Annotated in this window: 22 protein-coding genes; 9 read left to right on the top strand and 13 right to left on the bottom strand. The window is 64.4% G+C overall.

Features of this window, described 5'->3' with window-relative positions:
- Positions 1-397: 397 nt before the first annotated feature.
- The 3 genes from BJF92_RS15590 to BJF92_RS15580 form a co-directional block, all read right to left on the bottom strand.
- Entirely contained in the window at positions 398-1,858 is a 1,461-nt protein-coding gene (locus tag BJF92_RS15590; RefSeq protein WP_245294782.1) for a putative bifunctional diguanylate cyclase/phosphodiesterase, read from the bottom strand.
- Between the two features lie 570 nt (positions 1,859-2,428).
- Positions 2,429-4,096, bottom strand: coding sequence for a calcium-binding protein (locus BJF92_RS25615; protein ID WP_075635677.1), 1,668 nt, complete (start codon positions 4,094-4,096; stop codon positions 2,429-2,431).
- 202 nt (positions 4,097-4,298) lie between these two features.
- A complete protein-coding gene (locus BJF92_RS15580; protein WP_075635676.1) occupies positions 4,299-5,315 on the bottom strand; it encodes a glycoside hydrolase family 25 protein in 1,017 nt (338 codons plus the stop codon).
- 292 nt (positions 5,316-5,607) lie between these two features.
- Between BJF92_RS15580 and BJF92_RS15575 the strand changes: the two genes are divergently transcribed.
- A complete protein-coding gene (locus BJF92_RS15575; RefSeq protein WP_245294781.1) occupies positions 5,608-6,084 on the top strand; it encodes a BA14K family protein in 477 nt (158 codons plus the stop codon).
- Between the two features lie 134 nt (positions 6,085-6,218).
- Here the strand turns inward: BJF92_RS15575 and BJF92_RS15570 are convergent, their stop codons facing one another.
- Entirely contained in the window at positions 6,219-7,214 is a 996-nt protein-coding gene (locus BJF92_RS15570; RefSeq protein ID WP_075635675.1) for a transporter, read from the bottom strand.
- Positions 7,215-7,496: 282 nt separating this feature from the next.
- Here BJF92_RS15570 and BJF92_RS15565 point away from each other — a divergent pair, with 282 nt between their 5' ends.
- From BJF92_RS15565 to BJF92_RS25230, 3 genes are all read left to right on the top strand, one after another.
- Complete coding sequence (locus tag BJF92_RS15565) at positions 7,497-8,276, top strand: crotonase/enoyl-CoA hydratase family protein (RefSeq protein WP_075635674.1); 780 nt, start codon at positions 7,497-7,499, stop codon at positions 8,274-8,276.
- A gap of 407 nt (positions 8,277-8,683) precedes the next feature.
- Complete coding sequence (locus BJF92_RS15560) at positions 8,684-9,610, top strand: extracellular catalytic domain type 1 short-chain-length polyhydroxyalkanoate depolymerase (protein WP_245294780.1); 927 nt, start codon at positions 8,684-8,686, stop codon at positions 9,608-9,610.
- 227 nt (positions 9,611-9,837) lie between these two features.
- Positions 9,838-11,484, top strand: a complete 1,647-nt coding sequence (locus BJF92_RS25230) for a hypothetical protein (protein WP_143524056.1) — start codon at positions 9,838-9,840, stop codon at positions 11,482-11,484.
- 129 nt (positions 11,485-11,613) lie between these two features.
- Here BJF92_RS25230 and BJF92_RS25225 read toward each other — a convergent pair whose 3' ends face one another.
- Both BJF92_RS25225 and BJF92_RS15555 read right to left on the bottom strand, forming a co-directional pair.
- Positions 11,614-11,877, bottom strand: a complete 264-nt coding sequence (locus BJF92_RS25225; protein ID WP_143524055.1) for a hypothetical protein — start codon at positions 11,875-11,877, stop codon at positions 11,614-11,616.
- A 2-nt stretch (positions 11,878-11,879) separates the two neighbouring features.
- Positions 11,880-12,224, bottom strand: a complete 345-nt coding sequence (locus BJF92_RS15555) for an ArsR/SmtB family transcription factor (RefSeq protein ID WP_075635672.1) — start codon at positions 12,222-12,224, stop codon at positions 11,880-11,882.
- Positions 12,225-12,331: 107 nt separating this feature from the next.
- Between BJF92_RS15555 and BJF92_RS15550 the strand changes: the two genes are divergently transcribed.
- Positions 12,332-13,078: a glucose 1-dehydrogenase gene (locus BJF92_RS15550; RefSeq protein WP_075635671.1), complete on the top strand. Its 747-nt coding sequence runs from the start codon at positions 12,332-12,334 to the stop codon at positions 13,076-13,078.
- A 111-nt stretch (positions 13,079-13,189) separates the two neighbouring features.
- Here BJF92_RS15550 and BJF92_RS15545 read toward each other — a convergent pair whose 3' ends face one another.
- From BJF92_RS15545 to BJF92_RS25610, 4 genes are all read right to left on the bottom strand, one after another.
- Positions 13,190-14,440 (bottom strand): class I SAM-dependent RNA methyltransferase, encoded by a 1,251-nt coding sequence (locus tag BJF92_RS15545; RefSeq protein ID WP_075635670.1) that lies wholly within the window; start codon positions 14,438-14,440, stop codon positions 13,190-13,192.
- A complete protein-coding gene (locus tag BJF92_RS15540; RefSeq protein WP_075635669.1) occupies positions 14,437-15,207 on the bottom strand; it encodes a TlyA family RNA methyltransferase in 771 nt (256 codons plus the stop codon). The genes BJF92_RS15545 and BJF92_RS15540 overlap by 4 nt, the downstream gene beginning before the upstream one ends.
- Positions 15,208-15,415: 208 nt before the next feature.
- Entirely contained in the window at positions 15,416-16,327 is a 912-nt protein-coding gene (locus BJF92_RS15535) for a LysR family transcriptional regulator (protein WP_075635668.1), read from the bottom strand.
- Positions 16,328-16,354: 27 nt separating this feature from the next.
- A complete protein-coding gene (locus BJF92_RS25610; protein WP_158032237.1) occupies positions 16,355-16,522 on the bottom strand; it encodes a hypothetical protein in 168 nt (55 codons plus the stop codon).
- On the opposite strand from BJF92_RS25610, the gene BJF92_RS15530 reads away from it, so the two are divergent.
- Both BJF92_RS15530 and BJF92_RS15525 read left to right on the top strand, forming a co-directional pair.
- Positions 16,521-17,489, top strand: a complete 969-nt coding sequence (locus tag BJF92_RS15530; protein WP_075635667.1) for a quinone oxidoreductase family protein — start codon at positions 16,521-16,523, stop codon at positions 17,487-17,489. The genes BJF92_RS25610 and BJF92_RS15530 overlap by 2 nt on opposite strands.
- A gap of 65 nt (positions 17,490-17,554) precedes the next feature.
- Positions 17,555-18,769, top strand: coding sequence for an MFS transporter (locus BJF92_RS15525; RefSeq protein WP_075635666.1), 1,215 nt, complete (start codon positions 17,555-17,557; stop codon positions 18,767-18,769).
- 6 nt (positions 18,770-18,775) lie between these two features.
- Here BJF92_RS15525 and BJF92_RS15520 read toward each other — a convergent pair whose 3' ends face one another.
- Positions 18,776-19,297 carry a DEAD/DEAH box helicase family protein gene (locus BJF92_RS15520; protein ID WP_075635665.1) on the bottom strand — a complete coding sequence of 174 codons (522 nt, stop codon included), beginning with the start codon at positions 19,295-19,297 and terminating at the stop codon, positions 18,776-18,778.
- 267 nt (positions 19,298-19,564) lie between these two features.
- Between BJF92_RS15520 and BJF92_RS15515 the strand changes: the two genes are divergently transcribed.
- Positions 19,565-19,888, top strand: coding sequence for a YnfA family protein (locus tag BJF92_RS15515; protein ID WP_075635664.1), 324 nt, complete (start codon positions 19,565-19,567; stop codon positions 19,886-19,888).
- Between the two features lie 493 nt (positions 19,889-20,381).
- Complete coding sequence (gene opgC, locus BJF92_RS15510) at positions 20,382-21,500, top strand: OpgC domain-containing protein (protein WP_075635663.1); 1,119 nt, start codon at positions 20,382-20,384, stop codon at positions 21,498-21,500.
- 105 nt (positions 21,501-21,605) lie between these two features.
- Here opgC and dxs read toward each other — a convergent pair whose 3' ends face one another.
- Both dxs and BJF92_RS15500 read right to left on the bottom strand, forming a co-directional pair.
- Positions 21,606-23,546: a 1-deoxy-D-xylulose-5-phosphate synthase gene (gene dxs, locus BJF92_RS15505; protein WP_075635780.1), complete on the bottom strand. Its 1,941-nt coding sequence runs from the start codon at positions 23,544-23,546 to the stop codon at positions 21,606-21,608.
- A gap of 259 nt (positions 23,547-23,805) precedes the next feature.
- Complete coding sequence (locus tag BJF92_RS15500) at positions 23,806-24,729, bottom strand: pirin family protein (RefSeq protein ID WP_075635662.1); 924 nt, start codon at positions 24,727-24,729, stop codon at positions 23,806-23,808.
- Positions 24,730-25,145: the final 416 nt, after the last annotated feature.

Raw genomic sequence — 25,145 nt, 5'->3', positions numbered from 1 at the left:
ACACGACACGAAGGTTCGCGCGCTGCGTCGGCCCCCTCGTCTGCCTACCGGCATCCGACCGGGGACGAGCCACGGGTCTCGTCCCGTCCTTCGGACCCCCGCTGGGGAGAAGAGACCCAGCCGATAGCACGGCGCTCCATCCAACAGGCTGGAAAAAATGCATAAACCACATTCTCTTCTGGGTGAAGGTGGGGCGAAGCGGCGCCGCACGTCTCTTCTCCCCAGCGGGGAGAAGGTGGCCCGAAGGGTCGGATGAGGAGGGCTAGCCAGAGCCGCAAATCATTCTGTCGTCTACTGTGGAATCGGAGAGATTGTTGCGTGCCTTGGCAAGCTGCCATGCGCGGACCAATGCGAAAGCCGAATGGTCGACGGGTGGACAACCGCAGCCCGGTGCCTGTCAGGCAGAGAGGGCGCTGGCGCCTGCCGATGCGGCATAGTGGTTCACGACGCCCTGGCCGCTCGCGGGCAGGGGAGCCGGCCGACCCAGCAAGTAGCCTTGACCGATGTCGCAGCCGAGCGCGCTGAGCTTTGCCATCTGGCTTTCGGTCTCGATGCCTTCGGCCGTCACCTTCACGCCGAGCCCGGCGCCGAGCGCGATGATGGCGCGCACCAGCTTGTCCTGCTTTTCCGAATGCTCGAAGGTGCTGATGAAGCTGCGGTCGATCTTGATCTTGTCGAAACGGTAGGTGGAGAGCTGCGACAGGCTGGAATGGCCCGTGCCAAAATCATCGAGCGCGATGCTGATGCCCGCGCCGACGAATTGTTCCAGGATCAGTCGCGCCGTCTGCGGGTCCTGGACCAGCGCGGTTTCCGTCACTTCCAGTTCGAGCCGCGTCGGTGGCAGGCCGGTTTCCGCCAGCATGGTCAGGATGCGCAGACCAAGCAGCCGGTCGCTGAGCTGGATGGCGGAGATGTTGAAGGACAGGACGGTGCCCGCAGGCCAGGTCAGCGCGTTGCGGCAGGCCTGGCGGAACAGGCTGTCGGTCAATTCGGCGATCTGGCCGGTTTCCTCCGCCAGGGCAATGAATTCATTGGCGGCGATGAACTGGCCGGGCGTGATTTCCCAGCGTGCCAGGGCCTCGAAGCCGATGATGGCCCCGGTCTTGAGGTCCACCAGCGGCTGGTAATAGGGAACGATCCGGTGCATGCGGATCGCCGCGCGCAGCTCGCCCTCCATGCGCGCGCGCCTAAGCGTCACCGCGCGGATCTCCGCCTGGAACGGCGTGACCGTGTTACGGCCGCGCCGCTTCGCCTCGTACATGGCATTGTCCGCGCCCTGGATCACGGTCAGAAGGTCCGTGCTATCCTCGGGATAAAGCGCATAGCCGACGCTCGCGCCGATATCCGCGCTTCTATGGCCGATGCGCACGGGTTCGCCGATGCGCTGCAGGATCGTCCGACCCGTGGCGTCGAGATCGAGGCACCCGGCCCGCTTGGCGACGATCAGGAATTCGTCTCCGCCCAGCCGCAGCACATGGTCATCCGGGAAGATATCGAGCAGGCGCTGCGCGACCGTCTTCAGCACGAGATCGCCGAAGTCATGGCCCCAGAGATCATTGGCGCGTTTGAAGCCGTCGAGATCGATGCTGTAGACCACAAGCCCCATGCCTTGCGCATGCGCCAGGCCGATAGCGCCGCCCTTGGCATCCAGAGCGCGCCGGTTAGGAAGGTTGGTCAGGGGATCGTGGCATGCGATCCATTCCGCGCGGTCCTCGGCGGTGATGCGCCGGTCGATTTCCGCGTTCAGGTCGCGGATCCGGAGGGCCGAATAGATGAGGCCGATAATGCCGGTCATGTTCAAGGCGATGAACAGATCCTGCAGATAGGAATGGCCGCCTGTCTCCAGATAATCGTCCATGAGGCGATGCAGGTCGAACACGATGGTGATTAGGCTCAGTCCAAGGACCAAGACAAGCCATACCAAGATTTCCAGCTTTATCCGCAGCCGCAAGATCGTCCCCTCAATGCATGGCCAATCGCGGCCTGCAAGGTCATGAGGAGAATATAAGGAAATAGACATTTAACGCAAGCGAGCCATGCGCCGGCGAAAGGCCTGTCAGGGTTGCGGAACCGTCCACCGGCTCAATCTTGGGGCCTGGCATGGTGCGACAAGCCCTTGATGTGCAGGCGTGACCGTTACATGGCCGCCGCTGAAACCGGTTGCAAGGGCACCGTCCAGGCCGATTGGAAATGGCCTCGCGAAGCTTGGCTATTGACACAATTTTGGGCGCATTGCCCGTGTTCTGGCCTTGAGCTTAGGCCATCGGCCCTGCGACTTGCCTTAGAAAGATGCGACCCATCCATAAAGTCGCCCGGGAACGAATCAACCTGTTTCGCACAGGTTCACGGCCTTTTCCGCAATTTTTTACAGGATCCGGCGCAGGGGCGCCAGCTGACGCTGCGGCGACGTTATCCGCCGGGACGCCATCTAGAAATGAAAGTCGCTCTTGTCCAGCTGTGCCAGCTTCACATTTTTCAGCAGGATGCTGTCGCCCTCCAGCCCGTCGATCAGAACGTCCTTGCCGGTCTGTGTCATATGGTTGGCCACCAGGTCGGAAAAGCTGGTGATGCTCGCCAGTCCCTTCAGGTCCAGAACGTCGTGTTCCCTGCCGGTGGCCTTGAAGTCGGTGATGGTGTCGCGGCCGTCGCCTGTCGCGAAGAAGAAGGTGTCGATACCGGCGCCGCCGGTCAGGATGTCGTTGCCGCCGTGCCCCCAGATCAGGTCGTTGCCGCCCATGCCCTTCAGCGTATTGGCCGCCTCATTGCCGTGGAGCTGGTTGGCAAGGCTGTTGCCGGTGCCCGAAAGGGCGTTGCCGCCCGTCAGCGTCAGGTTCTCGAAATTGTCGCCCAGCGTATAGCTGACGCTGGCGCGCACCGTATCGGTCCCTGCGTTCTTACCCTCGACGATCAGCGCCTTGGCATCGCTGATGACATAGGTGTCATTGCCGGTGCCGCCGGCGATCTTGCCCTTCACCGTGCCGCCGGTGCCGTCGAAATAGTCATTGCCGCCGCCCAGATCGACATCGCCGTTGATCAGCCCGCGATTGACCAGCATCTGCACGCCGTTGCCGCCCTTGAAGGCCAGCTTGGCCAGGGCCGTCACGGTGCCGTCATTGGTGAAGCTGGCATTACCGGCCTGGGTGAAATCGACGGCGCCGAGGCCGGCCTTCCAGCCGGTGATCGTGCCGCTATTGGCCGCCTTGACATTGGCGCCCACCACTTCCAGCCCGCTCATGCCCTTGACGGTGCCGGTGTTGTTGACAACCACGTCGTCGGCGCGGATGCGCAGGGCATCGCCCCCCACTTCGATCGCCTTGTTGTTGGTGACGATGGCGCGTGCGCCGGTCACGAGAATGCCGTCTGCGCCGGCATTGAGGCTGCCGCTGTTGGTGACGATGACATCCGCGCCGCTGACGATGATGGCGCTGCCGCCAGCGCCGACCTTGCCGTTGTTGGTGATGATCTCGCCGGCGCCTCTGATCAGCATGCCGTGGCCCTGCACCCCGATCGTTCCATTGTTGGTGACGGTCGTGTCTGCCCCGGAGCTGACGATGCCGGCTGCCTTGGTCGAGCCGATCGAGCCATTATTGGTCACGATGGAGCGGTCGCCGCTGATCCTCAGGCCGTCCAGGAAGCCGGCCAGGCGGCCATTGTTGGTCACCGTGCTGGAAAGGCCAGTGATGTCGACGGCCGCATCGAGCGAGGAGGTGATGGTGCCGCTGTTGGAAAACTGCGTCGCCAGGCCGCTGGCGGCCACACCAGCAAGCTTGGACTGGATTGTCCCGCCCTGATTGATTTCCGTGCCGTCGGCAATGGCGAGAATGCCGGCGCGGGCCGCCTGGATGAAACCGGCCGAGCCGATGCGGATCGTGCCGTCGAGATCGAACGGAGAGGAACCGAAGACGATGCCGGCCGCCCCCGCCGAGATTTCCCCCTCGACCGCGATCGACCGGTTGGTGGCATCGCCCGAGACCACGAAGCCTTCCGCCGCCGTGGTCAGAAGTGCGGTGCGGGCCAGTGTGATCAGCGTATCGGCATCGGCCACCTGCATTGTGCCAGTGGTCGTTGTCGAAATCACAATCTCGCGCGTGGTCATTGTCGCTCCTGCGAAAGCGGCGCGCCATGGAAAAAACATGATGAAAAACGGCGGCTCTGCTGAAATGGGTCTTCGCATGAATGGGGTTTTGACTCAATGATGTTCGAAAACCCTCTTGGGACATGCTTAATTTCAAAGATTACATACTTAAAACTATTTCAATTTTTCAGTAATTTTTCTGTAAGATTCCATTGTATCTATATTAATGTCGTGACACATCCGCCGCTTCCAGCACAGGCGAAGGCAGTGCGCCTGTGACCGTCATGTCCATTGCCAGCCCGGCACCGCTGCCCACGGCCGCGCGGGCGCTGACCATCAGCAGCAGAGGCTGCGGGGCGGGGCGCGGCGGCAGCGGCTTTTCCGGAACCAGCTCGCCCTTGGCCCAGGCCGCGCTCAAAGCCTTGCGGTCAGCGGGCGCGACATTCACGTCGATATCGCTCAGCGTTCCCGGCACGCGATAGGGGCAGCGGCGGCGGCCGCAATTGGCGTCGGCCGAAAACTGCCAGAGCCAGTAGCGGTCCCAGTTGCCCATGGGAAAGGCCTCGCCGGTCGATGGGCGATAGCGCGCATACCACAGCGGCAGGCGCGACAGGATCGGATAGCGCGCGCGGTTCTCTGCGATGAAGCGGGCGGTGGCGTGGTTGGTATAGAGCACTGGATAGCGCCCGGTGCGCGCCTTGATATGGGCGGCGAACAGGCCGGCATCCTCTGGCGACATGAACTGCGCAGGATCCAGCCCTTCGATGTCGAGCACCATGGCCTCGTCCGCCCGTGGCTGGGCATAATCGAGAAAATGATTGGCCTGCTCCACCGGATTGCCCGGCCGGCCCAGGTGATAGGCCCCCCAGAGCAGGCCCTTGGCCCGCGCCACCAGCCGGCGCGTCTGGAACAGTTCGCGGCTGACGGCATATTTGCGCCACATGGTGCGGCAGTGATTGGTGCTGTCGCCCTTATGCGCGCCCGAACAGTCGAACACCTCCGGCAGGCCGTCCGAGGCCTTGGAGATGAAGCCGGCGATGCGGCGATCGGACGTCATCGCCTCCCAGTCGATCAGGTTCAGCTCGTAGGCGTCGATGACAAGCGCCCGCGTATCCTTGCGCCAGGGCATGGTCTCGCCTCGCGCGCCTCCCGCCTCGGCCGCCGACGCAGCCACCAGCAGCGCGAGCGCGACGCGCGCGAGGCGAAGGACGGGCGTGAGGCGGGACACAGGGTTGATCATGGCATCACAGCCTGCGCCTGCATGGTTAACCGATGCTTAACGCAAAGCACCTCTTGGCCGCTGCCGTGCGATGCATCGCGGCGAGACGCGGAACAAGGAGGCGGCGGCGACGTTACAAAGCTCGACAGCGCCCGCGTGATCCCGAGGCATCCGGACCCGAACAGACGGTTTGGCATTCGGAGGGATCGACAACAGGCTGCATAATTTTCCCCCGATATCGATGGCGATGCCGGGGGAAAATTATGCAGGCGCGGATGGCGGTCGAAGATCAAAAAGACAAAGGAGGAGCACCATGGGTGTTTTCAAGATGAAGATCCTGCCGCTGGCCCTGTCGGCCCTGTTCGTGGCAACCTCGTTCCAGCCGTCCTTCGCTTTCACCCCGGTGCCAACGCCCGCGCCGGCTGCCGCCACCGCGCCGGTGGATCTGGTGCAGTATCGCGAAGACTGGCGCCGTGACCGCGACTGGCGCCGCCATCATCGCGGCTGGGATCGCCGCGCCGACGGCTATCGCCGCGGTAATGGTTATTATTACAACGGCCATCGTGGCTATCGCGAACGCCGTCCGGGCTATCGCTATCACAATGGCCTGTGGTTCCCGCTGGCGGCCTTCGCCACCGGCGCCATCATCGGCGGTGCCACGGCCGCGCCGCGCGCCGCCTATGGCAACAGCCATGTGCAATGGTGCATGAACCGCTATCGCTCCTACCGCGCCTCCGACAACACCTACCAGCCCAACAACGGCCCGCGCCGTCAGTGCGTCTCCCCGTAAGCAGGGTCGGCGACGCCCGGCTCTGCAGCTTGGGCTTTTGACGAAGACTTCAGCCATCCGCGCTCCAGGCACGGGTGGCTTTTTCCTGTGCGAGCGAACGCCATGCTCGCTCAAGGCTTCGCCCGGGTTGTGCCTTACAGAATGCCCACGCGCCTCAGGATGATCCAGGCCACCACCATCGACAGGATGATGAAGAAGGCAGCGGCGGAGGTGCCGTGATGGAGCGTACCGGCGAGCGGCATGTCGCTGGTGTTCATGCCGAAAAAGCCGGTAACGAGGGTAGGGGGCAGCAGGAAGGCGGTGAGCAGCGAGAGGATGTAGAGGTGGCGGTTGGTCTCCGAGGAGAGCTTGCTGTCGATCTCCTCATGCAGGAGGCGGGCGCGCTCCTGCAGGGCGAAGACATCGCGGTCGACCGATTCCAGCCGGTCGGAGAGGCGTTCTGCCACGTCGATGAAACCCTCGGGCACCTCGTCCTCCTCCGAGGTCGCCGCCCGGCGCAGGAGCGCCAGCAGCGTGCGCAGGTGACGGTGCAGGCGCACGGCGGTGCGGCGCAGGGGGGCCAGGCGTGGTTGCTCATTATGACCGGCCTCGCCATAGACCGCGTCCTCGATCACGTTGAGATCCTCGGTCAGTTCCAGCACCAGGCCGATCAGCGTGCGCTGGAATTCCACCACCATCATCTCGAACAGGTGGATCGGCTTAGCGCAGCGCGGGTTCTTCTCGATCGCCGCCTTGACCCGGTCGATCGAGCGCAGCGGATGCAGCCGCGTGGTGACGATGATCTTCTCGGCCACGGCGAAATGCAGCCAGGCGATGGTTTTGGTCTCGGTGTCGAAGGTGCGCTCGAAATCGACCAGCGTGCCGTGGACCACATCGTCCTCGATGGCGATGGCGGCCTGCGTGTCGTGGCTGCCGAGCGTGGCCAGCGCACCGGCCGGCAGATCGCAGATCCGCTCCAGAAGCGCCGGCGTGCGCGCATCGCTGAGCGCCAGATGCACCCAGACCCAGCCCTCGTCAGGCTTTAGCGCGGAAACCGGGCTGTCGGCCGGAATGCGCCGGCAGCGGCTCTCGCCGGGAAGAAAATGATAGGCCCAGACAAGGCCCGGAATTTCGGAGGAAACGAGATTCATGCGGCAAGGCTTTCGATCACAGGCTGCTGTTCCCATAAGCGCGGTCCATGATGATTATGCAACGGAAATGCGCGGCCCGTGCGCTTTGTCCTGTGCAGCGCGAAAATTGACGTTTACGTCTACGTAAAAATGATTACTCTGCTGGCATGGAGGCGTGCGCGGCTACTCTGCCCGGTGGGCGGCGTTGCCGTGTGCCTGCGCTCATGTCTGTGCGGGGACGACGGTACGCTTCTGCGAGAGGGGCAGCGCGGGATGGCGATTTGGGAAGAGGATGGAGACGGCATGAGCGAAGAGCGTGAAGCAGGGTCGGCCGGCGTTGCGGTTTCGGTGGAGCGGCCGGGGACGCATCCCGGCGTGCAGGTGATCCGCCTCTGCCGGCCGGAGAAGAAGAATGCGCTGACGCGGGCCATGTATGCCAGCATGAGCGAGGCGCTGCAGGCGGCCGAGGCCGATGACGACCTGAGGGTTACGGTGTTTCTCGGTCAGCCCGGCTGCTTCTCTGCCGGCAACGACATGGGCGATTTTGCCGAAGCCGCCGCCGGCGGCAATTTTGGCGCGGAGGTTGTGGGCTTCCTGAAAACGCTGGCGGGCGGGCGCAAGCCGCTGGTGTCGGGCGTCGACGGGCTGGCGATCGGCATCGGCACGACGCTCCATCTGCATTGCGACCTGACGATCGCCACCCCGCGCGCGCTGTTTCGCACGCCCTTCGTCGATCTCGGCCTGGTGCCGGAAGGCGGCTCAAGCCTGCTCGGGCCGATGCTGCTCGGCCCGCAGCGGGCCTTTTCGCTTCTGGCGCTCGGCGAGCCGATGAGCGGGGCGCAGGCGCTCGAGGCCGGCCTCGTCGCGGCGCTGGCCGAGCCGGAAGCGCTGGAGGCCGCCGTTCTGTCCGCTGCCGCGCGCATCGCTGCCAAGCCGCCGGAAGCGCTGATGGCGGCGCGCCGGCTGCTGCGCGGCGATCCCGCCGTGCTGATCGCGCGGATAGAGGCCGAGGCCGTCGAATTCGCCCGGCGCCTGCGCAGCCGCGAGGCGGCGGCCGCGATTGCTGCTTTTTTGCAACGCTGAGCCTGGGCTGCGCGTGCTCAGGCGCCGTTCCCCGCTTGCGCGCGCGGGTCCGGCAGGAGACCATGGGGGCACCGCCGCCTTGCCCGCGACATGATCGAGCACCATATAGGAGCTTCACAGCCTGTCCGATCATCGCCGTTGATCGACTGCAAAGGGCCATTTCCATGCTTCCGGTGCGCGCCGCCGTTCAGTACGCTGCGCCCGGTTCTGGAAATCGTCCTTTTCGGCCCGCTAACGGCAAGTGTTGAACGGGCTGTCGGGGAGGTGCATGCCGAATGTCATCCGATGAAGGTCCCCGCCGAATCATGCGTCCTCTTTCCATCCTCCGCAAATCCTTTGCCGACCTCTCGCGCCAGCGCCGCCGCTGGCAAGATGGGATCGCGCGCAATCTGAGAATTTCATCCCGTATGCTTGACAGTCTTCATCCCGATCTTCCGCCGGAGGTTCTCGCCCCCAAGCCGACAAGCCTCGTTGAAACCACCGATTTCGGCAGCAATCCCGGCTGGCTGAAGATGCTGCATTACGCGCCGGAGAGCCTGAAGCCCGGCGCGCCGCTGGTGGTGGTGCTGCATGGCTGCCAGCAGGATGCCACGCTGTATGACCAGTGTTCCGGCTGGTCGCGGCTGGCGCGCGATCACGGCTTCGCCGTGCTCTATGCCGAGCAGCAGGGCGGCAACAATCCCAATCTCTGTTTCAACTGGTTCCGCCCCTCCAATATCACGCGCGACCGGGGCGAGGTCATGTCGATCCGCCAGATGATCTCCCGTCTGGAGCAGGATCTGGCGATCGATCCCGCGCGCATCTTCATCACGGGCCTTTCGGCCGGCGGCGCGATGACCGCGTCGATGCTGTCAGCCTATCCCGAACTGTTTCAGGCCGCCGGCATCATCGCCGGCCTGGCGCACGGCGCCGCACGCGACGCCCACCGCGCCTTCTATGCCATGGAGCACGCGCCGGAGCGCACGGCCCGCGAATGGGGCGATCTCGTGCGCGAGGCCGCGCCGGCGCCCGTCCGCTATCCCCGCATCTCGATCTGGCAGGGCCTTGCCGACCGCACGGTCCATCCGAGCAATGCCGACGCCCTCGTCGCCCAATGGCTCGACGTCCACGGCCTCACCGACACCAAGCCCCGCGAAACCCGCATCGAATCCCACCGCCGCCTGGCCTATCCGGGCCATGACGGCCGCATCGCCGTCGAACTGATCCTGCTCGCCGATTTCGACCACGGCGTGCCCTTGAAGCCCACGCGCGGCGGGGAGAAGACGGGACCCTTCATGCTGGACGCCGGGATTTCCTCCACGCGGCGGCTGGCGCGGGAGTGGGGGGTGATTTGAGGGGTAAGATCTTGTGCCCAAGCGACAAGGTGCAGCCGTTCCCAATTACAAGTGTAAAATGATATAATTATATTGACACAGGCACGCTATCCTATGAGTTTTTGTCAATCATTGGCGATAGTTTTATTTTAGAGTATTCGTTATTGAATTTTTTAAATTACGTAATTGCTTTATAAAGGGATTGGTTATGGACTGATATGCGTTGTGGTTGGGAGGAAGGCATAGGAATGCGCAGTATTTCCGATGGTGACAGACTTCAGGTCAAAACGTTACAGCAAGTTAATACCCAAATTGTGCCTGTTAGCAGGATCAGTTTTTCAGTCACAGACACCGATGCATTTGCAAAGTCTGCTAAATTTGCGGTAGAGTGGCTTTCTGCTAAAGCTGGCGGCGTCCTCCCCAGCGAAGCTCGCTCTCTGGTGAGTTTTGATACGCGTGGAGTTGAGGGACTTCATCCTTGTCACGCTATTAGTCTAGATGACAGCTCCGGGAGTATTTGGGCTGCTCGAATAGATGAGCCTGGTTCCAATCCTGGCGCAGGCGAGACTTGGTCAACGGAGTTGTTCGTTGAGCGTCCAAACAGAGGACCGGTACGATTCGGTGCACAGCTTATGGTGCGTCGCCCAACTGGAAGTCCAAACTTTCGCCCAAGTCGTCCACGGCTAGTGTATGACTTGCTGCGAACTTTATCTGCTGAAGCAGATCAAGAGACGATTACCGATTCCGTCGTCGAACTAATAACCCCAGACGATGCAGCAAGCCTGAGTAGGCTCATCTATCGTGCCGGGCGTCGTCTGCCCGTTGTAGTTGTGTCTACTGCCTATAATGGAGATGCTCAGCTAAACCTGAATCAACTTGGCGTGCGACTTTCTGGAGCAACTCACCTTTACAGCATCGGGCCCGACACAAGCTGGGAGCTGACCCGTATTCTTGGGAAGCGGATGTCTACCTTCAATGGTGCTGTTCGGATTTATATGCCGGGTCTAGTTGAGGAGGATGAGGATCCCTATCAACATCCTCTCTGGTTACCCCCGGCATCTGGATTAACGCCGGCTTTGATCAACAAGCTTGCTGAGCGAATTTTACCGCTTGGTTTTCAGGATAATGATGGGGATACTAGATTCTGGCATATAAGACAGCTTCGCAATGCTGTCTCGAAAACAAATACACTCAGGTCTCCTAGTTTAGAGGCGGAGAGTCTACGGTCTGAAATTGCATTTTTGCAGAATAAATTCGATGACCTCGCAGAACGACTTGAAATTGCCGAAGGTCTTGAACGAATCGCTTCGTCTAATGAGAAGGCTGCGCAGCAAGATACGCAAAGACTCCAAGAAGAAATTTCACAATTAAAGCGCGAAAACTATCGCCTTCGCGGCCTAAACGAGCGAAATGGAGAAGCGGATGCGAATGATAATAAGTGTCGCCCCTTGGAAAATTACGAAGACTTGAAGGATTGGGCGGAAGAAGTGCTTGGGCGGCATATCTATATTCACCAAAAGGCTTTGAAGGACAGTAGTAAAAATGGCCATCCAGATATGTTGGCAAAAATTTCTGATACTTTAATTGCGATCCGAGACTTCTGGATACCTTCTAAATTACTAGGAGGGCTTGACAGAAAAAAAGCCGCGGAAAATGCTTTAGCAAGTTTAGGGGTTGAGGACGAGGGTTGCTTTACGCGTCGTGAAAAAGCTGCCGAAAAACCGGAATATTCCGTTCAATATAATGGTATTACGAGAGTTCTCTATGATCATTTCAAATATGGTAACTCAAGGCAAAATTCTGAACAGTTTCGAATTTACTATTCATGGGACGAGGATAACAAGCGTCTGATTATCGGTAAGATGCCCTCACATCTGCCTAATGATTTATCGTGATTCATTGCCTGACAACCTGTTTTTTAGGTTATAAGCTTCATCTTCCGTGGACAAAAAAACACGTTATTTTTAGTTCGGTTGGACTTTCAGCTTGATTTAGCTCTCAACTGTCCTGTTGATCACGGTTGTTCAACAGGCTCTTAGAGGTTTGAAATTGACGCACGGAACGTTTTTTTGTTGTAAGTTATTATAACCTTCGCGTTTGTTATTAAAAGTAATTAAAAAAATTAAGTTAAGGTTTGGGGGCCGCTCAACCGCCTTCACATGCGCCGACCAGAGACAATGATCGATCCGCGTTACGCTTTTCAGCCGATAGCCGCTGGCGATCAAAGTGGCGAGGTCACGGGCGAGTTCGGCGGCCTCAGCGCAAAACAGAATGCGCGCGCCCTCCATCCTCACAGCTTTACATCGCCCCCGCCGCTCATCGCATAGGCGTTGAGGATCGCGGGCAGCAAGCCTGGAAAGCGCTGGTCGATCTCCGCGCAGCGCGCAGAGTTGCGCATTTCCACGCCCTGTCTCTCGCTGCGCACCAGCCCCGCCTCGCGCAAGACCTTGAAATGGGACGAGAGGGAGGATTTGGGGATGACGCGCTCGCCGAGGGCGGCCAGCCGCGAGCACGAGCCGACGCAGCCTTGCGTGGCGATGCGGGCGAAGATCGCCGCGCGATCGGGATCGGAAAGCGCGTGAAGGATCGCTTCCGGCCGCAGGTCTTCAATAGAAGGGTGAAAAAAAGGTCTCATGATTTTCCTATATAGGATCTTGAACTCGCGTTCACTAGTTCCGATTTTCCGAACTATGGGACTTGAGGCGCCATCGTGGCGCCGGCCCATCACGAAGGTTCAGAAACATGTCGAGACTTGAAGGCAAGGTCGCCGTCGTTACCGGAGCATCGAAGGGTATCGGCGCGGCGATCGCCAAGGCGCTGGCAGGGGACGGCGCGAAGGTCGTGGTGAATTATGCGACGAGTGCGGCCGGGGCCGAAGCGGTCGTCGCGGCCATTGCCGAGGCTGGCGGCAGCGCCATCGCGGTTCAGGGGGATGTCTCCAAGGCCGCCGAGGCCGAAGCTCTGATCGAGGCGGGGGTGAAGGAATTCGGGCAGCTCGACATTCTCGTCAACAATTCCGGCGTCTATGCCTTTGCCGCGATCGATGAGATCACCGAGGAGCATTACCGCCGCCACTTCGACGTCAACGTGCTGGGCGTGCTGCTTGCCACCAAGGCTGCGTCCAAACATCTCAAGGAAGGCGGCAGCGTCATCAACATCTCGTCCGTGGTCACCAGGATCCACCCGGCGCATTCGGCGGTCTATAGCGCGACCAAGGGTGCGGTGAATGCGATCACCGGCGTTCTGGCCAATGAGCTCGGGCCGCGCGGGATCCGCGTCAACACGGTGAGCCCCGGCCTTGTCGTGACCGAGGGTACGCATGCCGCCGGCATCGCCGGCTCGGAAATGGAAGCCGGCATGGTCGCACAGACGCCGCTCGGCCGCGCCGGCCAGCCGGATGACATTGCCGGCGTCGTCGCCTTCCTGGCTTCCAGCGATGCGCGGTGGGTGACAGGCGAGGACATCGCTGTCAGCGGCGGCGTCGTCTGACGTTCTGTGAGGCATGCGATCAGGCTGCACGCCAACACATGTCTGCGTGCAGCCTGATGGCGTCGGGCGGGTCGGGCAGGGCAGAGGGCCGGCCGGCCCGATCCGCCGCCCCTATTTCTCCAGCACCGCCACCGCCTCCACATGGGCCGACCAGAGAAACTGGTCGATCGGCGTCACGCTTTTCAGCCGGTAGCCGCCGGCGATCAGGGTGGCGAGGTCGCGGGCAAGCGTGGTGGGGTTGCAGGAGACGGCGACGACGGTCTTGACCGCAGAGCGGGCGAGTTCGGCGGCCTGGGTCTCGGCGCCGGCGCGGGGCGGGTCGAAGACGAGCGCGTCGAAGGCCTTGAGTTCGGAGACCATCATCGGCCGGCGGAAGAGGTCGCGCCGCTCCACGGTGACGGGCTTGAGCCCCTGGGTGGCGCGGGCGGCGGCGTCCAGCGCCTTCAGCGCCTTCTCCTCGCTTTCCACCGCATGGACGCGGGCGCGCGTGGCGATCCGCAGCGCGAAGGTGCCGGCGCCGGAAAAGAGATCGGCCACCCGCTTGGCCTTGCCGATGGCGTCGAGCACCAGCCCGGCCATGGTCGCCTCCGCCTCGCGCGTGGCCTGGGTGAAGGCGCCGGGCGGCGGGGTGACGGGGATGGTGCCGAAGGAAATGACGGGCTTGGACGGCTCGACGATCACCTCGCCGCCGACCGAGAGGCGCGCAATGCCGCGCAGGCCCAGCACCGCTTCCACCGCGCGCCGCCGTCTGCTGTCATCGAGCTTGGTCAGGCCGTCGATCGAAAGATCCAGCCCGTTTTCCGCCTCCAGAACGGTGATGCGGAAGGGCTCGGCACTGGCGGCAAGCGCCAGCGCGATCTGGCGGATGGCCTCCAGCCGCCGGACGATGCCGGGGCTGGCGATGGGACATTCGACGATATCGACGATGTGGTGGCTGCCCATCTGACTATAGCCGAGCAGCAGCGCCTTTTCCGTGCGCCGCGCCGTCAGCACCACGCGCCGGCGCTGGCCCGGGGCGGCGGTGACGAGCGGCGCCACGTCGGTTTCGATGCCGCGGGCGGCGAGCGCGTCGATGACGAGCTGGCGCTTGAAGGCGTGATAGAGCTTATCTTCCGCATGCTGCAGCACGCAGCCGCCGCAGGTGCCATTCACCCCCTCGGGGCCGAAATGGCGGCAGGGCGGCGCCTGGCGCTCGGGCGAAGGCGTGGCAATCGACATCAGCGTGCCGACCGTACCGTTCACCGCCACGCCGACGGTTTCGCCGGGGAGCGAGAAGGGCACGAACAGCGCGCCGCCGGGGCCGGCGGCAATGCCGTCACCCTTGGCGCCCAGGCTGTCGATGGTGACGGTCTTGACGCTCATTCCGTCTCCTCCGCCGGCTTGCGCCCGCCCAGAAGGAATTCCACATTGCCATCGCCGCCGGCGATCGGCGAGGGGATCAGGCCCAGGCTTTCCCAGCCCATCTCCTCCACCAGCCAGCGCTCCAGCTCGGCCGCCACATCCGGCGCGGTCTCCGGCTCCTTCAGGAGCCCGGCCTTGCTGATCGCCTCGCGCCCTGCCTCGAATTGCGGCTTGACCAGGAGAACGCAGAAGGCGCCGGGCTCGGCCATGTCCAGCGCGGGGGGAAGGGCGAGCTTCAGCGAGATGAAGGAGACGTCGGAGACGATCGCCTCGATCGGGTGCCCCTCCAGATGTTCCTCGTCCAGCACGCGGGCGTTCAGCCCTTCATGGCTGGTGACGCGCCGGTCGTTCTCGATGCGCGGATGGATCTGCCCATGGCCGACATCCACGGCCACGACATGCTCGGCTCCGCCTTCCAGCAGCACCTCGGTAAAGCCGCCGGTGGAGGCGCCGATGTCGAGGCAACAGAGCCCCTCGGGCGACAGGCCGAAATGGGCCAGCCCCGCCTTCAGCTTCAAGGCCGCGCGCGAGACATAGGCCTGCGCGGGATCGTCGATCTCGATCGTCGCGTTTCCCGCCACATTGGCGCTGGGTTTGGTGATCACGCGTCCATCGACGCGCACGGTGCCGCGCTCCACCGCATCACGCGCCCGCGCCCGGCTGGCCACGAGCCCGCGCGACAGGAGAAGCTGGTCGAGCCGATGGCTCATCTTGTTATCTTCGCTCATGCCGCTTCATGGCCCGCAACGCCCGCCATGGCAAGCCCGAAGCCGCACGGGCGGTCGAAGAGAGGACGACGGGGGGTATGTTGATATGCGCGTCGGCAGCGTGGAAAGCGAGTGCCGAGCAAGGACAGGAAAATGAGGGAGAAAGACGGTTCCGACAAGGACGCGGACGCGACGGCAGTCCTCCGCCGGGCCTTCGGCAACGCGCGGCTCATGATTGCCGGTCGCTGGCCGATCCGTCCTCTGAGGGCCCGTCCTCTTCGTTCCCGCCGGAGGGCGCTTGGCGGAAGGCCGTCTTAATCGCGGACGCGACCGCCTGGATCGGCGCGGCCCGCCGCAGTTCGCTGTGGACGAGAAGAAAGATGTCGCGGCTGAGCATCTCCTTGCCCGGCGGCACGGGGATCAGCGCGGGATCCTCGGCGCCGAGAAAATCCGGCAGAAGCGCGATGCCGCCAGCCGCGCGCACCACCGCATGCTGTATCTCGACGCTGCTTGCCGTGATCGTGATCGGCCGTCCCGCCGCAGCTGTTTCGAGTGCCTCTTGTTGCGGCGTGGCGGTCAACGCGCCGTCATTGCCGATGAAGCGCCATTCCTCAGGCCCATGGGCCGCGAGAAAAGAGGGCGCGGCATAGAGGCGAAACCCCATGCGGCCGATCCTGGTGATGGTCAGATCCCCCTCCTGCGGACGGCTGAGGCGGATGGCCATGTCGGCCTCAGCCCGGGCAAGCGAGGCGCTGCGCACCTCGCCGATCAGCCGGATCGTCAGGCCGGGATGGGTGTTTTGCAGCGCCACCATCGGCGCGGCCAGCCGCGCGGCGCCGAGCGCTGGCGGGGCGCTGATCGTCACTGTGCCCATCAGCGCGCGCTGTGCGCCTTGGGCGGCACGGCGGATCGCCTGCGCCTCCGTTTCCATCCGCCTGGCAATTTCGGCGATGCGCAGGCCATCCGCCGTGGGCACCCAGCGCCGGCCGCGCCTGTCCACCAGCGTCAGGGTTAGCTCGGCCTCCAGCGCGGCGATGCGGCGCGCCACTGTGGCATGCTCCACATTCAGCCGGCGCGCAGCTTCCGAGAGCGAGCCCGCCTGCACCAGAGCGCCGAAATGGCGCAGATCGTCCCAGTTCATTGCGTCAGCCCTTGGTAAGAGCGCGGCTCAGGCCACCGATGCTTCATCGAGGGCGCTCGTGCAGAAGGTGAATTTCTTCACGTTGAAGGGGAGAGGATAGGGAATTTTCGATCGGATCGCCAGCGCGCATTCTCCGTGGCGTCGGCGCTGTTCAAGCGCGGCGACGACCTCAGGAAGGAGCAAGGAGAAGATCATGGACCAGAAGATCGAACTCATCGCCCCCGGCGGCATCGAAGGCCTCCGTCTCTCGGCCTGCGCGCCCGAGGAACCCGGGCCGGGCGAGATCCGTCTGCGCCATCAGGGGATCGGCGTCAATTTCATCGATATCTACCATCGCCTTGGCCTCTACCCGCTGCCGCTGCCCGCCGTGCTCGGCGTAGAGGGGGCGGGCGTGGTCGAGGCTGTGGGGCGCGGGGTGGAGCGGCTGAAGCCGGGCGATCGCGTGGCCTATGCCGGCGCGCCCGGCGCCTATGCCGCCACCCGGCTGCTGCCGGCCTGGCGGGCGATCCCGCTGCCGGACGATCTGGCGATGGAGCAGGCGGCCGTGGCCTTCCTGCGCGGCATGACCGCCCATCTGCTGCTGACGCGCACCTTTCCCGTCGGCCCCGGCAGCCTGCTGCTCATCCATGCGGCGGCCGGTGGGCTCGGCGCCGTGCTCACCCGCTGGTCCAGGCGCCTCGGCGCACGGGTGATCGGCACGGCTGGCACGCCGCAAAAGGCTGATATCGCCCGCGCCAACGGTGCCGATCACGTCATCATTGGCCGCGATGCCGATCTCGTGGCAGAAGTTCTGGCGCTTTCGAATGGGCGTGGCGTGGATTTCGCCATCGATGGCATTGGCGGCACCATGCTGGCGAGAAGCCTCGCCGCCACCCGCCGCTTCGGCACCGTCGCCTCCATCGGCCAGGCCGGCGGGCCCATTCCGCCTGTTGCTGTCGAAGACATCGGTCCGATGCGCTCTCTCAGTCTCGCGCGTCCCAGCGTCATGGCCTATGCGGCCGAGAAAGAAACCTATGCCATCGCCGCCGGGGCCGTTCTCGCCGCGCTCAAGGACGGCCTTCTGCCTGCGCCTGCCCATCGCTATGCCCTGGCGGATGCCGCGCAGGCCCAGGCCGATCTCGAGGCCGGGCGCACGGCGGGCAGCATCCTCCTGCTGCCTTGATCGGGCAAGCAGCCTGTCGGCCCGCTTGTTGCAAAAGTGACATCGGACCTCTTTAGCTTTGCAGGATGCGCCGCGACCTCAGCCTGTTTCTCACCCTTGCCATCACCCAGACGACCGGTTGGGGCACGACCGGTGTTCTGGCCGTGCTCGCTCCTGCCATCGCGGCGGATCTCGCCGTGCCCTTGCCCTTAGTCTTCCTCGGCACGGCGGTGTTTTATGTCGCCATGGGGCTGGCCGCGCCGCTGGCCGGTCGGGCGTTTCGCGGCATCGGCGCGCGGCGGGCGATGGCGGTCGGTGCGGTTGGACTTGCGCTGGGGCTTGCCGGCCTGGGTCTTTGCACCGGTCTGGTGCCCTTTCTTTTCGCCTGGGGGCTGATGGGCGTGGCAGGTGCGCTGTTTCTCACCACAGCCGCCTATGTCCATCTCGCCGATGTCGCGGGAGAGCGGGCGCGCGGGCTGATCGGCATGCTGATGCTGGTGACGGGGCTGGCCGGCAGTCTCTTCTGGCCGCTGACCGCCGCGCTGGAGCATCTGGCCGGCTGGCGCCTGACGCTTGAGATTTATGCGGCCGTCATGGCGTTCGCTGTCGCGCCGCTGGTGCTTGCGGGGCTTCGCCAGCCCGAAGCCGCCATCGCATCGGATCAGGAGATGTCGCCTGCCTCTCCCGCGTCCAAGCGCGCGCTGCGCGGGCAGATTTTCTGGTTCCTGGTGCTGGCCATCGCGCTGAACAGCTTCGTCACCTCCGGCATGGAGGCAGTGGGCATCACCCTGTTTCGCGTGCTCGGCGCCGATCCGGCGCTGGCCATCGGCCTTGCCTCCTTCCTCGGCGTGCTCAAGGTCTCGGGCCGGCTGGTGGAGCTTGTGGGCGGCAAGCGCTGGAGCGCGCTGTCGACAGGGCTGGTGGCCGGCGCGCTCATTCCCTGCGGGCTCCTGGTGCTGCTCCTCTTCGGCGCCGGGCCGGTCGCGCTCGGTCTCTGCCTCGCTCTGTTCGGCCTGGGCAGCGGCGCCTTTGCCGTGGCCCGGGCCACCATGCCGCTCGCCTTCTATCAGAAGGCGGATTATGCCGCCGCGGTCTCGGCCATCGCCCTGCCGATGAACCTGACGACGGCGCTGGCCGCGCCTATACTCTCCGGCCTCATCACCCGCTCCGGCGCCTCGGCCACGCTCGGCCTGATGGTGCTCCTGAGCGGCCTGGCCTTCCTCCTGATGCTGCGGCTGAAGACTCTTTCCGCGCGGCCGCCGGTCCGCCCGGTGGCTCTCGCGGATGGATCGACGGCATAGCGCCCGCTACGTCTCCAGTCTACAGCCCTGCAAGATCGCGTCCACCACCTGGGCCAGCGGAAGGGTGGCGTCGACAAGGGTGGCGCCGGCCGGCAGGTCTTCCCCCGTTTCGTGCAGCCGCAGGATCAGCGCCCGCTCGGCCGGCGTGGCGCCGAACTCATCGGCCGGTCGCGTGGCAAGCCGATCGATCAGGGTTTGCCGGTCGAGCGCGAGCACGAAGATCCGGTCGAACAGCGCCAGAAACTGATGGCTGTTGCGCGCGCCGCCGCAGAAGAAGGTGACGGGATGGGCGGGGTCGGTGCACAGCGCGGCCACCCGGTCCAGGGGCCAGATGTGATGGGCATGGCGCCATGCCGGATCGTCGCGCTCCTGCGCCTTGTCCAGCGGCGCGCCGGTTTTCGGATCGCCGCGCCGGGCCAGCACGCGGTCGCCGTGGATGACGTGATGGCCGCGCCGTGCGAGCGCGGTTGCAACCGTCGTCTTGCCGCTGCAAGAAACGCCGTCGATCAGATAGTTCCTGATGCCCATTCCTATGCCTCTTGCGGTGGCTGTCCTCGACAGCCCTCCATTGGCCCGTCAGCCGCGATCCTTCTTTCCTGGCGGATGCCCTTTTCGGTCCGATGCTCTATCCTGCCGGCGTGACGCTGGCATGTCCGCTCATATATCGCCCTTAATGCCGGTCTTGGCTGCGTACCACCGGTCGGGCGCGGGACCGACAAGACCGCCGCCGTCTGGCAGAGGCGCGCCGGTCCGCCCCACCACTCCTTCAGACCCTCCAGCATTGCAGGAACCACCATGACCTTCCTCACCTATGCCGCCGCCGCCCTGGCGGAAATCGCCGGCTGTTTCGGCTTCTGGGCCTGGGCGCGGCTGGGGCGGTCGGTCTGGTGGCTGGCGCCGAGCCTCGCCGCGCTGGCAAGCTTCGCTTTTCTGCTGACGCGGGTGGAGAGCGATGCGGCTGGACGGGCCTTCGCGGCCTATGGCGGCGTCTATATCGCCGCCTCGCTCCTGTGGCTCTGGGCGGCGGAAGGGCAGCGGCCGCATGGCTGGGACGGCGCAGGCGCCGTGCTCTGCCTGGCCGGAGCGGCCGTCATTCTCTTCGCCCCGCGCGGCGCGTGACAGGAAAGCGGAGGATCACATGCGGATCGCACATTGCCGGCCTTTTCGGCGTCAGCCCGAAGCAATGTCCGCCTCGCAAAACAGATGATGGACAATCCGATGCGCAAAATTCGCCGGTCGTTCGAATTGTCGCGATCTCGCGCATGCAACGCTAACAGCCCAGGCCCATGATCGCTTCTATCTGCATGGCGGGTTGCAGCGGGGGGCATGCATGGTCAAACCGGGCCACCCAAGGTGCGGGCCGATCAGAGCATCGGGCCAAAAAGCGGGAACCGGTTTTCGGAAAATTCCATGAAAAATCAAAGTTGTAAAACATCAGACTGCGTATGATTTTCAATCCGATGCTCTAGGGGCGCTGCCCGGCCATTGAGGTGCACACGGCCGGCAATTCGTCCGCGAAGCGGCCAAGCGGAATCGCCCGACGGCGCCGATTGGTCAGGCAGGACGCGGGCGCAGGCAGGATGCAGCAGAAAGGGGAGGCGGGGGACAGGGCATGCGCGAACATCGGATCGATCTCCTCAGGGGGCTTTCGCTTCTCCTGATCTTTGCCGCTCATGCACGCTTCGGCTTTTCCGACCGGCTGCAGCATGCGCGCGGCTTTGCCGATGCGGCGGATCTCTTCGTGCTCTTGGCCGGCGTCTCGGCCGCCCTTGCCTATGGCCGGCTGGCCTTTGCTGATGGCGTTCGCGCCGCCGGCCGCCGGGCCCTGGTGCTTTACGAAACACATCTCCTGCTGGTCGCTCTCTTCCTGTCGGCCTCGCTGCTGCTGGCGCCGTTCGAGCCGCGCTACGAGGCGGCGCTGGAGCTTGCAGATTTCTGGAGCGCGCCGGTCTTGCGGCTTGCGGAGGCCGCGCTGCTCGTGTTCCTGCCGGGCAATCTCGATATCCTGCCGATCTACATTCTGTTCCTACTTGCCGCGCCCGCGCTGTTCTGGCTGCGCCGGCGCAGCCTGCCCCTGCTTCTCCTCGGCTCGGCGCTGGTCTGGCTGGTCTCGGGGCTGGCGCGGGTGAACCTGCCGAATTTCGCCCTGCCGGAACAGGCCTGGTATTTCGATCCGCTCTCCTGGCAGTTCTTGTTCGTCATCGGCATCGTGCTCGGCGACCGGCTGAAGGCGGGGCGGCCGATGCTGCCCTTCCATCCCCTGGTCTTCGCCGGCGCGGCGCTGTTCTGCCTGATCGCCGCGCCGGTCAGCCTCTCGGTTTCCGAGGGTTGGATCGCCCCGCCTTTCGGCAGCCTCTACCATCTCCTGGTGTCGAAGACGAATTGCGCGCCGCTGCGCATCGTCAATGTCTTGGCGCTGCTCTATCTCGCCTGGAACATCCGCTTGGTCGCGACGCTTGCCGATCACCCGATCTGCCGGCCTCTGGTGGCCGCCGGGCGCCACAGCCTGCCGGTTTTCGCGCTGGGCATTCTCCTGTCGGCGGCGGCGGAAGGCGCGATGATGGCGCCGCAGGCGCCGTCGCTTCTGTCGCAGCTTGCCATGCTGGTGCTCGGCTGCGCGCTTCAGCTCGTTCTCGCCCTGCGCCTGGAGCGCCGTCGGCTGGCGCGACGGCGCTTACCCGCTCCTGCCATAGCGACGGGCGGGCTGCCATCGGGGCAGAGCATCGGGTAGACGCAAGGCCGTCCGGCGGTTCTGGACGATCCCGCCTGAAGGCTTCAGCCGAAAGCCGGTGGTTGCGGCCTTTTGGTCCTGTGACCCAGCCTTCGCAGGGTTCCCTCAGCCGGCCGCACCGAGGCCCAGCGCCTCATGCTTCTGGCCGAGGGCGGCGAAGACGGTGGCGACGATGCCGGCGCGGTCGAGGCCGGCCTTGCGGTACATCGCATCCTGCTTGGACTGTTCCGTCCATTCGTCGGGCAACACCATGGGCCGCACCTTGATGCCGCCATCGAGCAGGCCTTCCACCGCCATGGCGTGGAGAACATGCGCGCCGAAGCCGCCGACGGCCCCTTCCTCGATGGTGACGAGCACCTCATGGTGGCGGGCGAGCTGGCGGATGAGATCCATATCCAGCGGCTTGGCGAAGCGGGCATCGGCCACCGTGGTGGACAGCCCGGCCGCATCGAGATCCTCCGCCGCCAGCAGACAGTCGGACAGCCGGGTGCCGAAGGACAAGAGCGCCACTTTCGAGCCCTGGCGAAGCACGCGCCCCTTGCCGATGGCGAGGATATCGCCGCGCTCCGGCAGGTCCACGCCCACGCCCTCGCCACGGGGATAGCGGAAGGAGATCGGGCCCTCGTCATAGGCGGCGGCCGTGCGCACCATATGTTTCAGCTCCGCCTCGTCGGCGGCCGCCATCACCACGAAGCCGGGCAGGGTAGCGAGATAGGCGGTGTCGAAGGCGCCGGCATGGGTCGGCCCGTCGGCGCCGACGAAGCCGGCGCGGTCGATGGGAAAGCGCACGGGCAGGCCCTGCAGCGCCACGTCGTGCACCACCTGGTCATAGCCGCGCTGCAGGAAGGTGGAATAGATCGCCACGAAGGGCTTCAGCCCCTCGGTCGCCAGTCCGGCGGCGAAGGTGACGGCATGCTGCTCGGCAATGCCGACATCGAAGCAGCGTTTGGGGTGGATCTCGGCGAAGCGGTCGAGCCCGGTGCCGGATGGCATGGCGGCGGTCACCGCGACGATCGCGGGATCGTGCCGCGCCTCTTCCAGCAGCGCATCGGCGAAGACGGTGGTGTAGGAGGGCGCGTTCGGCTTCACCTTCGCCTGCGCGCCGGTGATGACGTCGAAGCTGTTGACGCCGTGATATTTGTCGGCGGCGGCCTCGGCCGGCGGATAGCCCTTGCCCTTCTGGGTCACGACATGGATCAGCACGGGGCCATGGGCATGGTCGCGCACATTGCGCAGAACGGGCAGGAGATGCTCGAAGGAATGCCCGTCGATCGGGCCGATATGGTAGAAGCCCATCTCTTCGAACAGCGTGCCGCCGGTCATATAGCCGCGCGCATGTTCCACCGCCCGGGTAATTGCCCGGTCCACCGACTTGCCGAGATAGGCCGTCAGCTTCTTGCCGAAATCGCGGATGCCCATATAGGTGCGGCCGGAGGCGAGCCGGGCGAGATAGGCGCTCATGGCGCCCGTGGGCGGGGCGATCGACATGTCGTTGTCGTTGAGGATGACGATCAGCCGCGCATCCAGCGCGCCGGCATTGTTCAGAGCCTCGAAGGCCATGCCGGCCGACATGGCGCCGTCGCCGATCACCGCGATGACGTTGCGCTTCTCGTCCTTCAACTCGGAAGCGACCGCCATGCCGAGGCCGGCGGAGATCGATGTGGAGGAATGGGCGGCGCCGAAGGGGTCATAGGCGCTCTCGGCCCGGCGGGTGAAGCCGGACAGGCCGTTTTCCTGGCGCAGCGTGCGGATGCGGTCGCGCCGGCCGGTGAGGATCTTGTGCGGATAGCATTGATGGCCGACATCGAAGATCAGCCGGTCGTTCGGCGTGTCGAAGACCTTGTGGATGGCAATGGTCAGCTCGACCACGCCGAGCCCCGCGCCCAGATGCCCGCCGGTGCGCGACACGGCGTCGATCATCTCCGCGCGCAGCTCTCCCGCCAGTTGCGGCAGATCCTTGTCGTCGATCCGCTTCAGATCCTCCGGCAGCGCCACCTTGTCGAGAAGCGGCGTTACCGGCGGGGAGGAGACTGGCACCTGTGTCACGCTGAAGGCCTCATTGCCGCGCCCTTTGCTCACGCTTCCCGTCAAGGAGGGGAAGCGCCGGGCGCTTGTCCGTTGATCTGCATTGCCGGCTCTTAAATCGTCCGGCGCCGCGCCTTTCAAGTCCAAATCCGCGTTCCGGCAGGACGAGGAGCGCACTGTCATAAAAACCCGGCATGGTCGGCGGCGCGGGACAAGGCGAAAGGCGAGCTTACAAAGATTTCACCCCGGGAGTAAAGGAGTTCCCCCGCGGGTAAAGACTTTACCCCGAGGGCAAGGGGATAAACTCCTCCTCGTCGCCCGGCACGATATCGAAGCGCCCGGTCGCCCATTCCTGCTTGGCCTGTTCCAGCCTTTCCTTGGAAGAGGAGGCGAAGTTCCACCAGATATAGCGCGGCGAGTTCATCGCCGCCCCGCCGAACAGCATGAGATGCGCGCCCTGCGCCCCGCCGGTCAAAGCCATGGCCGCGCCGGGCTTGAGCACGATCAGCTTGTTAGCGCCATGCTCAGCACCGTCGATCACCACCGTTCCCTCCAGCACATAGAGCGCGCGCTCCTCGAACAAGGGCGAGAAGGGCGCCTTTGCGCCGGGGGCAAGCCGCAGATCGACATAGACGGTTTCGGAAAAGCCCTTCACCGGCGCGCTCAACCCTTCGTAATGGCCGATCACCACCCGGCCGGAGGCGCCTTCGGCCTCGAATCGCGGAAGGGCTGCGGCGGCCTCGTGACGAAAGCTCGGATCGATCTCTTCCATCCCGTCGGGCAGGGCCAGCCAGGTCTGCAGTCCGGAAAGCCCCCGCACGGTGCCGCGCATGTTCTGCGGCGAGCGCTCGGAATGGACGATGCCGCGCCCCGCCGTCATCAGGTTCACGTCGCCGGGGCGGATCACCATCTCGGTGCCCAGGCTGTCGCGATGGGTGATCTCGCCGTCGAAGAGATAGGTCACGGTGGACAGGCCGATATGGGGATGCGGGCGCACATCCAGCGCCTCGCCGGCTTTCATCAGCGCCGGGCCCATGCGGTCGAAGAAGATGAAGGGCCCGACGAGCCGACGCTTGACCGTCGGCAGCGCCCGGCGCACCGAAAAGCCGCCAATGTCGCTGGAGCGCGGAATGACGATCTGCTCGATCGCCTGGCTTGCCGCCGCATCGCCGGGGGCCGGGTCTTCACCGGAAAAAAAGCTCATCGGTCCTCCCAGAGCAGAGCGGCAAAACCGCAAGGCTTTGCCTGAGATCCCGCGTCATCCTCTTGATCCGGGCGCTGCCTGCCGGCGCCGTCCTCTCGAACCGCACTGCACGCCACTCGAACGCGTTACCCCTCATCTGCCTGCCAGCATCTTCTTCCCGGCGGGCGGAAGAGAGCAAGCCGCAAGAACTCCACTCTGTTTCAGGTGGTGCTTTGGGCACCGTCCTCCTCTCCCCAACGGGGAGAGGGCAGAGTGAGGGGGCTATGACGCCGTCAAAGATGCAGGTCTATGGCTTCGCCCGTTGCACATTGCCCCAAGGTCATGGCGATGGCGGAGGATTTCAAGAGGCGCTTTGTCTATGCGATGCGGTTGCGGCAGCGGAACGCTCCCAAACCCCGCCGAACGAGGAGTGCCGC

Origin of the sequence: Xaviernesmea rhizosphaerae (assembly GCF_001938945.1) — a bacterium.
Taxonomy (GTDB): domain Bacteria; phylum Pseudomonadota; class Alphaproteobacteria; order Rhizobiales; family Rhizobiaceae; genus Xaviernesmea; species Xaviernesmea rhizosphaerae.
The sequence above is the reverse complement of the archived record's forward strand: the minus strand, read 5'-3'. Positions and strand labels throughout refer to the sequence as shown.

What these genes read in the sequence shown, in the direction of transcription:
- BJF92_RS15580 (WP_075635676.1), bottom strand. Translation starts at nt 5,315, where the DNA reads ATGATCAACCCTGTGTCCCGCCTCACGCCCGTCCTTCGCCTCGCGCGC.
- BJF92_RS15560 (WP_245294780.1), top strand. Translation starts at nt 8,684, where the DNA reads ATGCTTGACAGTCTTCATCCCGATCTTCCGCCGGAGGTTCTCGCCCCC.
- BJF92_RS15540 (WP_075635669.1), bottom strand. Translation starts at nt 15,207, where the DNA reads ATGAGCGAAGATAACAAGATGAGCCATCGGCTCGACCAGCTTCTCCTG.
- BJF92_RS15565 (WP_075635674.1), top strand. Translation starts at nt 7,497, where the DNA reads ATGAGCGAAGAGCGTGAAGCAGGGTCGGCCGGCGTTGCGGTTTCGGTG.
- BJF92_RS25225 (WP_143524055.1), bottom strand. Translation starts at nt 11,877, where the DNA reads ATGGAGGGCGCGCGCATTCTGTTTTGCGCTGAGGCCGCCGAACTCGCC.
- BJF92_RS15550 (WP_075635671.1), top strand. Translation starts at nt 12,332, where the DNA reads ATGTCGAGACTTGAAGGCAAGGTCGCCGTCGTTACCGGAGCATCGAAG.
- opgC (WP_075635663.1), top strand. Translation starts at nt 20,382, where the DNA reads ATGCGCGAACATCGGATCGATCTCCTCAGGGGGCTTTCGCTTCTCCTG.
- BJF92_RS25230 (WP_143524056.1), top strand. Translation starts at nt 9,838, where the DNA reads ATGCGCAGTATTTCCGATGGTGACAGACTTCAGGTCAAAACGTTACAG.
- BJF92_RS25610 (WP_158032237.1), bottom strand. Translation starts at nt 16,522, where the DNA reads ATGATCTTCTCCTTGCTCCTTCCTGAGGTCGTCGCCGCGCTTGAACAG.
- BJF92_RS15570 (WP_075635675.1), bottom strand. Translation starts at nt 7,214, where the DNA reads ATGAATCTCGTTTCCTCCGAAATTCCGGGCCTTGTCTGGGCCTATCAT.
- BJF92_RS15590 (WP_245294782.1), bottom strand. Translation starts at nt 1,858, where the DNA reads ATGGACGATTATCTGGAGACAGGCGGCCATTCCTATCTGCAGGATCTG.
- BJF92_RS15535 (WP_075635668.1), bottom strand. Translation starts at nt 16,327, where the DNA reads ATGAACTGGGACGATCTGCGCCATTTCGGCGCTCTGGTGCAGGCGGGC.
- BJF92_RS15515 (WP_075635664.1), top strand. Translation starts at nt 19,565, where the DNA reads ATGACCTTCCTCACCTATGCCGCCGCCGCCCTGGCGGAAATCGCCGGC.
- BJF92_RS15575 (WP_245294781.1), top strand. Translation starts at nt 5,608, where the DNA reads ATGGGTGTTTTCAAGATGAAGATCCTGCCGCTGGCCCTGTCGGCCCTG.
- BJF92_RS15520 (WP_075635665.1), bottom strand. Translation starts at nt 19,297, where the DNA reads ATGGGCATCAGGAACTATCTGATCGACGGCGTTTCTTGCAGCGGCAAG.
- BJF92_RS25615 (WP_075635677.1), bottom strand. Translation starts at nt 4,096, where the DNA reads ATGACCACGCGCGAGATTGTGATTTCGACAACGACCACTGGCACAATG.
- BJF92_RS15545 (WP_075635670.1), bottom strand. Translation starts at nt 14,440, where the DNA reads ATGAGCGTCAAGACCGTCACCATCGACAGCCTGGGCGCCAAGGGTGAC.
- BJF92_RS15525 (WP_075635666.1), top strand. Translation starts at nt 17,555, where the DNA reads ATGCGCCGCGACCTCAGCCTGTTTCTCACCCTTGCCATCACCCAGACG.
- BJF92_RS15500 (WP_075635662.1), bottom strand. Translation starts at nt 24,729, where the DNA reads ATGAGCTTTTTTTCCGGTGAAGACCCGGCCCCCGGCGATGCGGCGGCA.
- BJF92_RS15555 (WP_075635672.1), bottom strand. Translation starts at nt 12,224, where the DNA reads ATGAGACCTTTTTTTCACCCTTCTATTGAAGACCTGCGGCCGGAAGCG.
- BJF92_RS15530 (WP_075635667.1), top strand. Translation starts at nt 16,521, where the DNA reads ATGGACCAGAAGATCGAACTCATCGCCCCCGGCGGCATCGAAGGCCTC.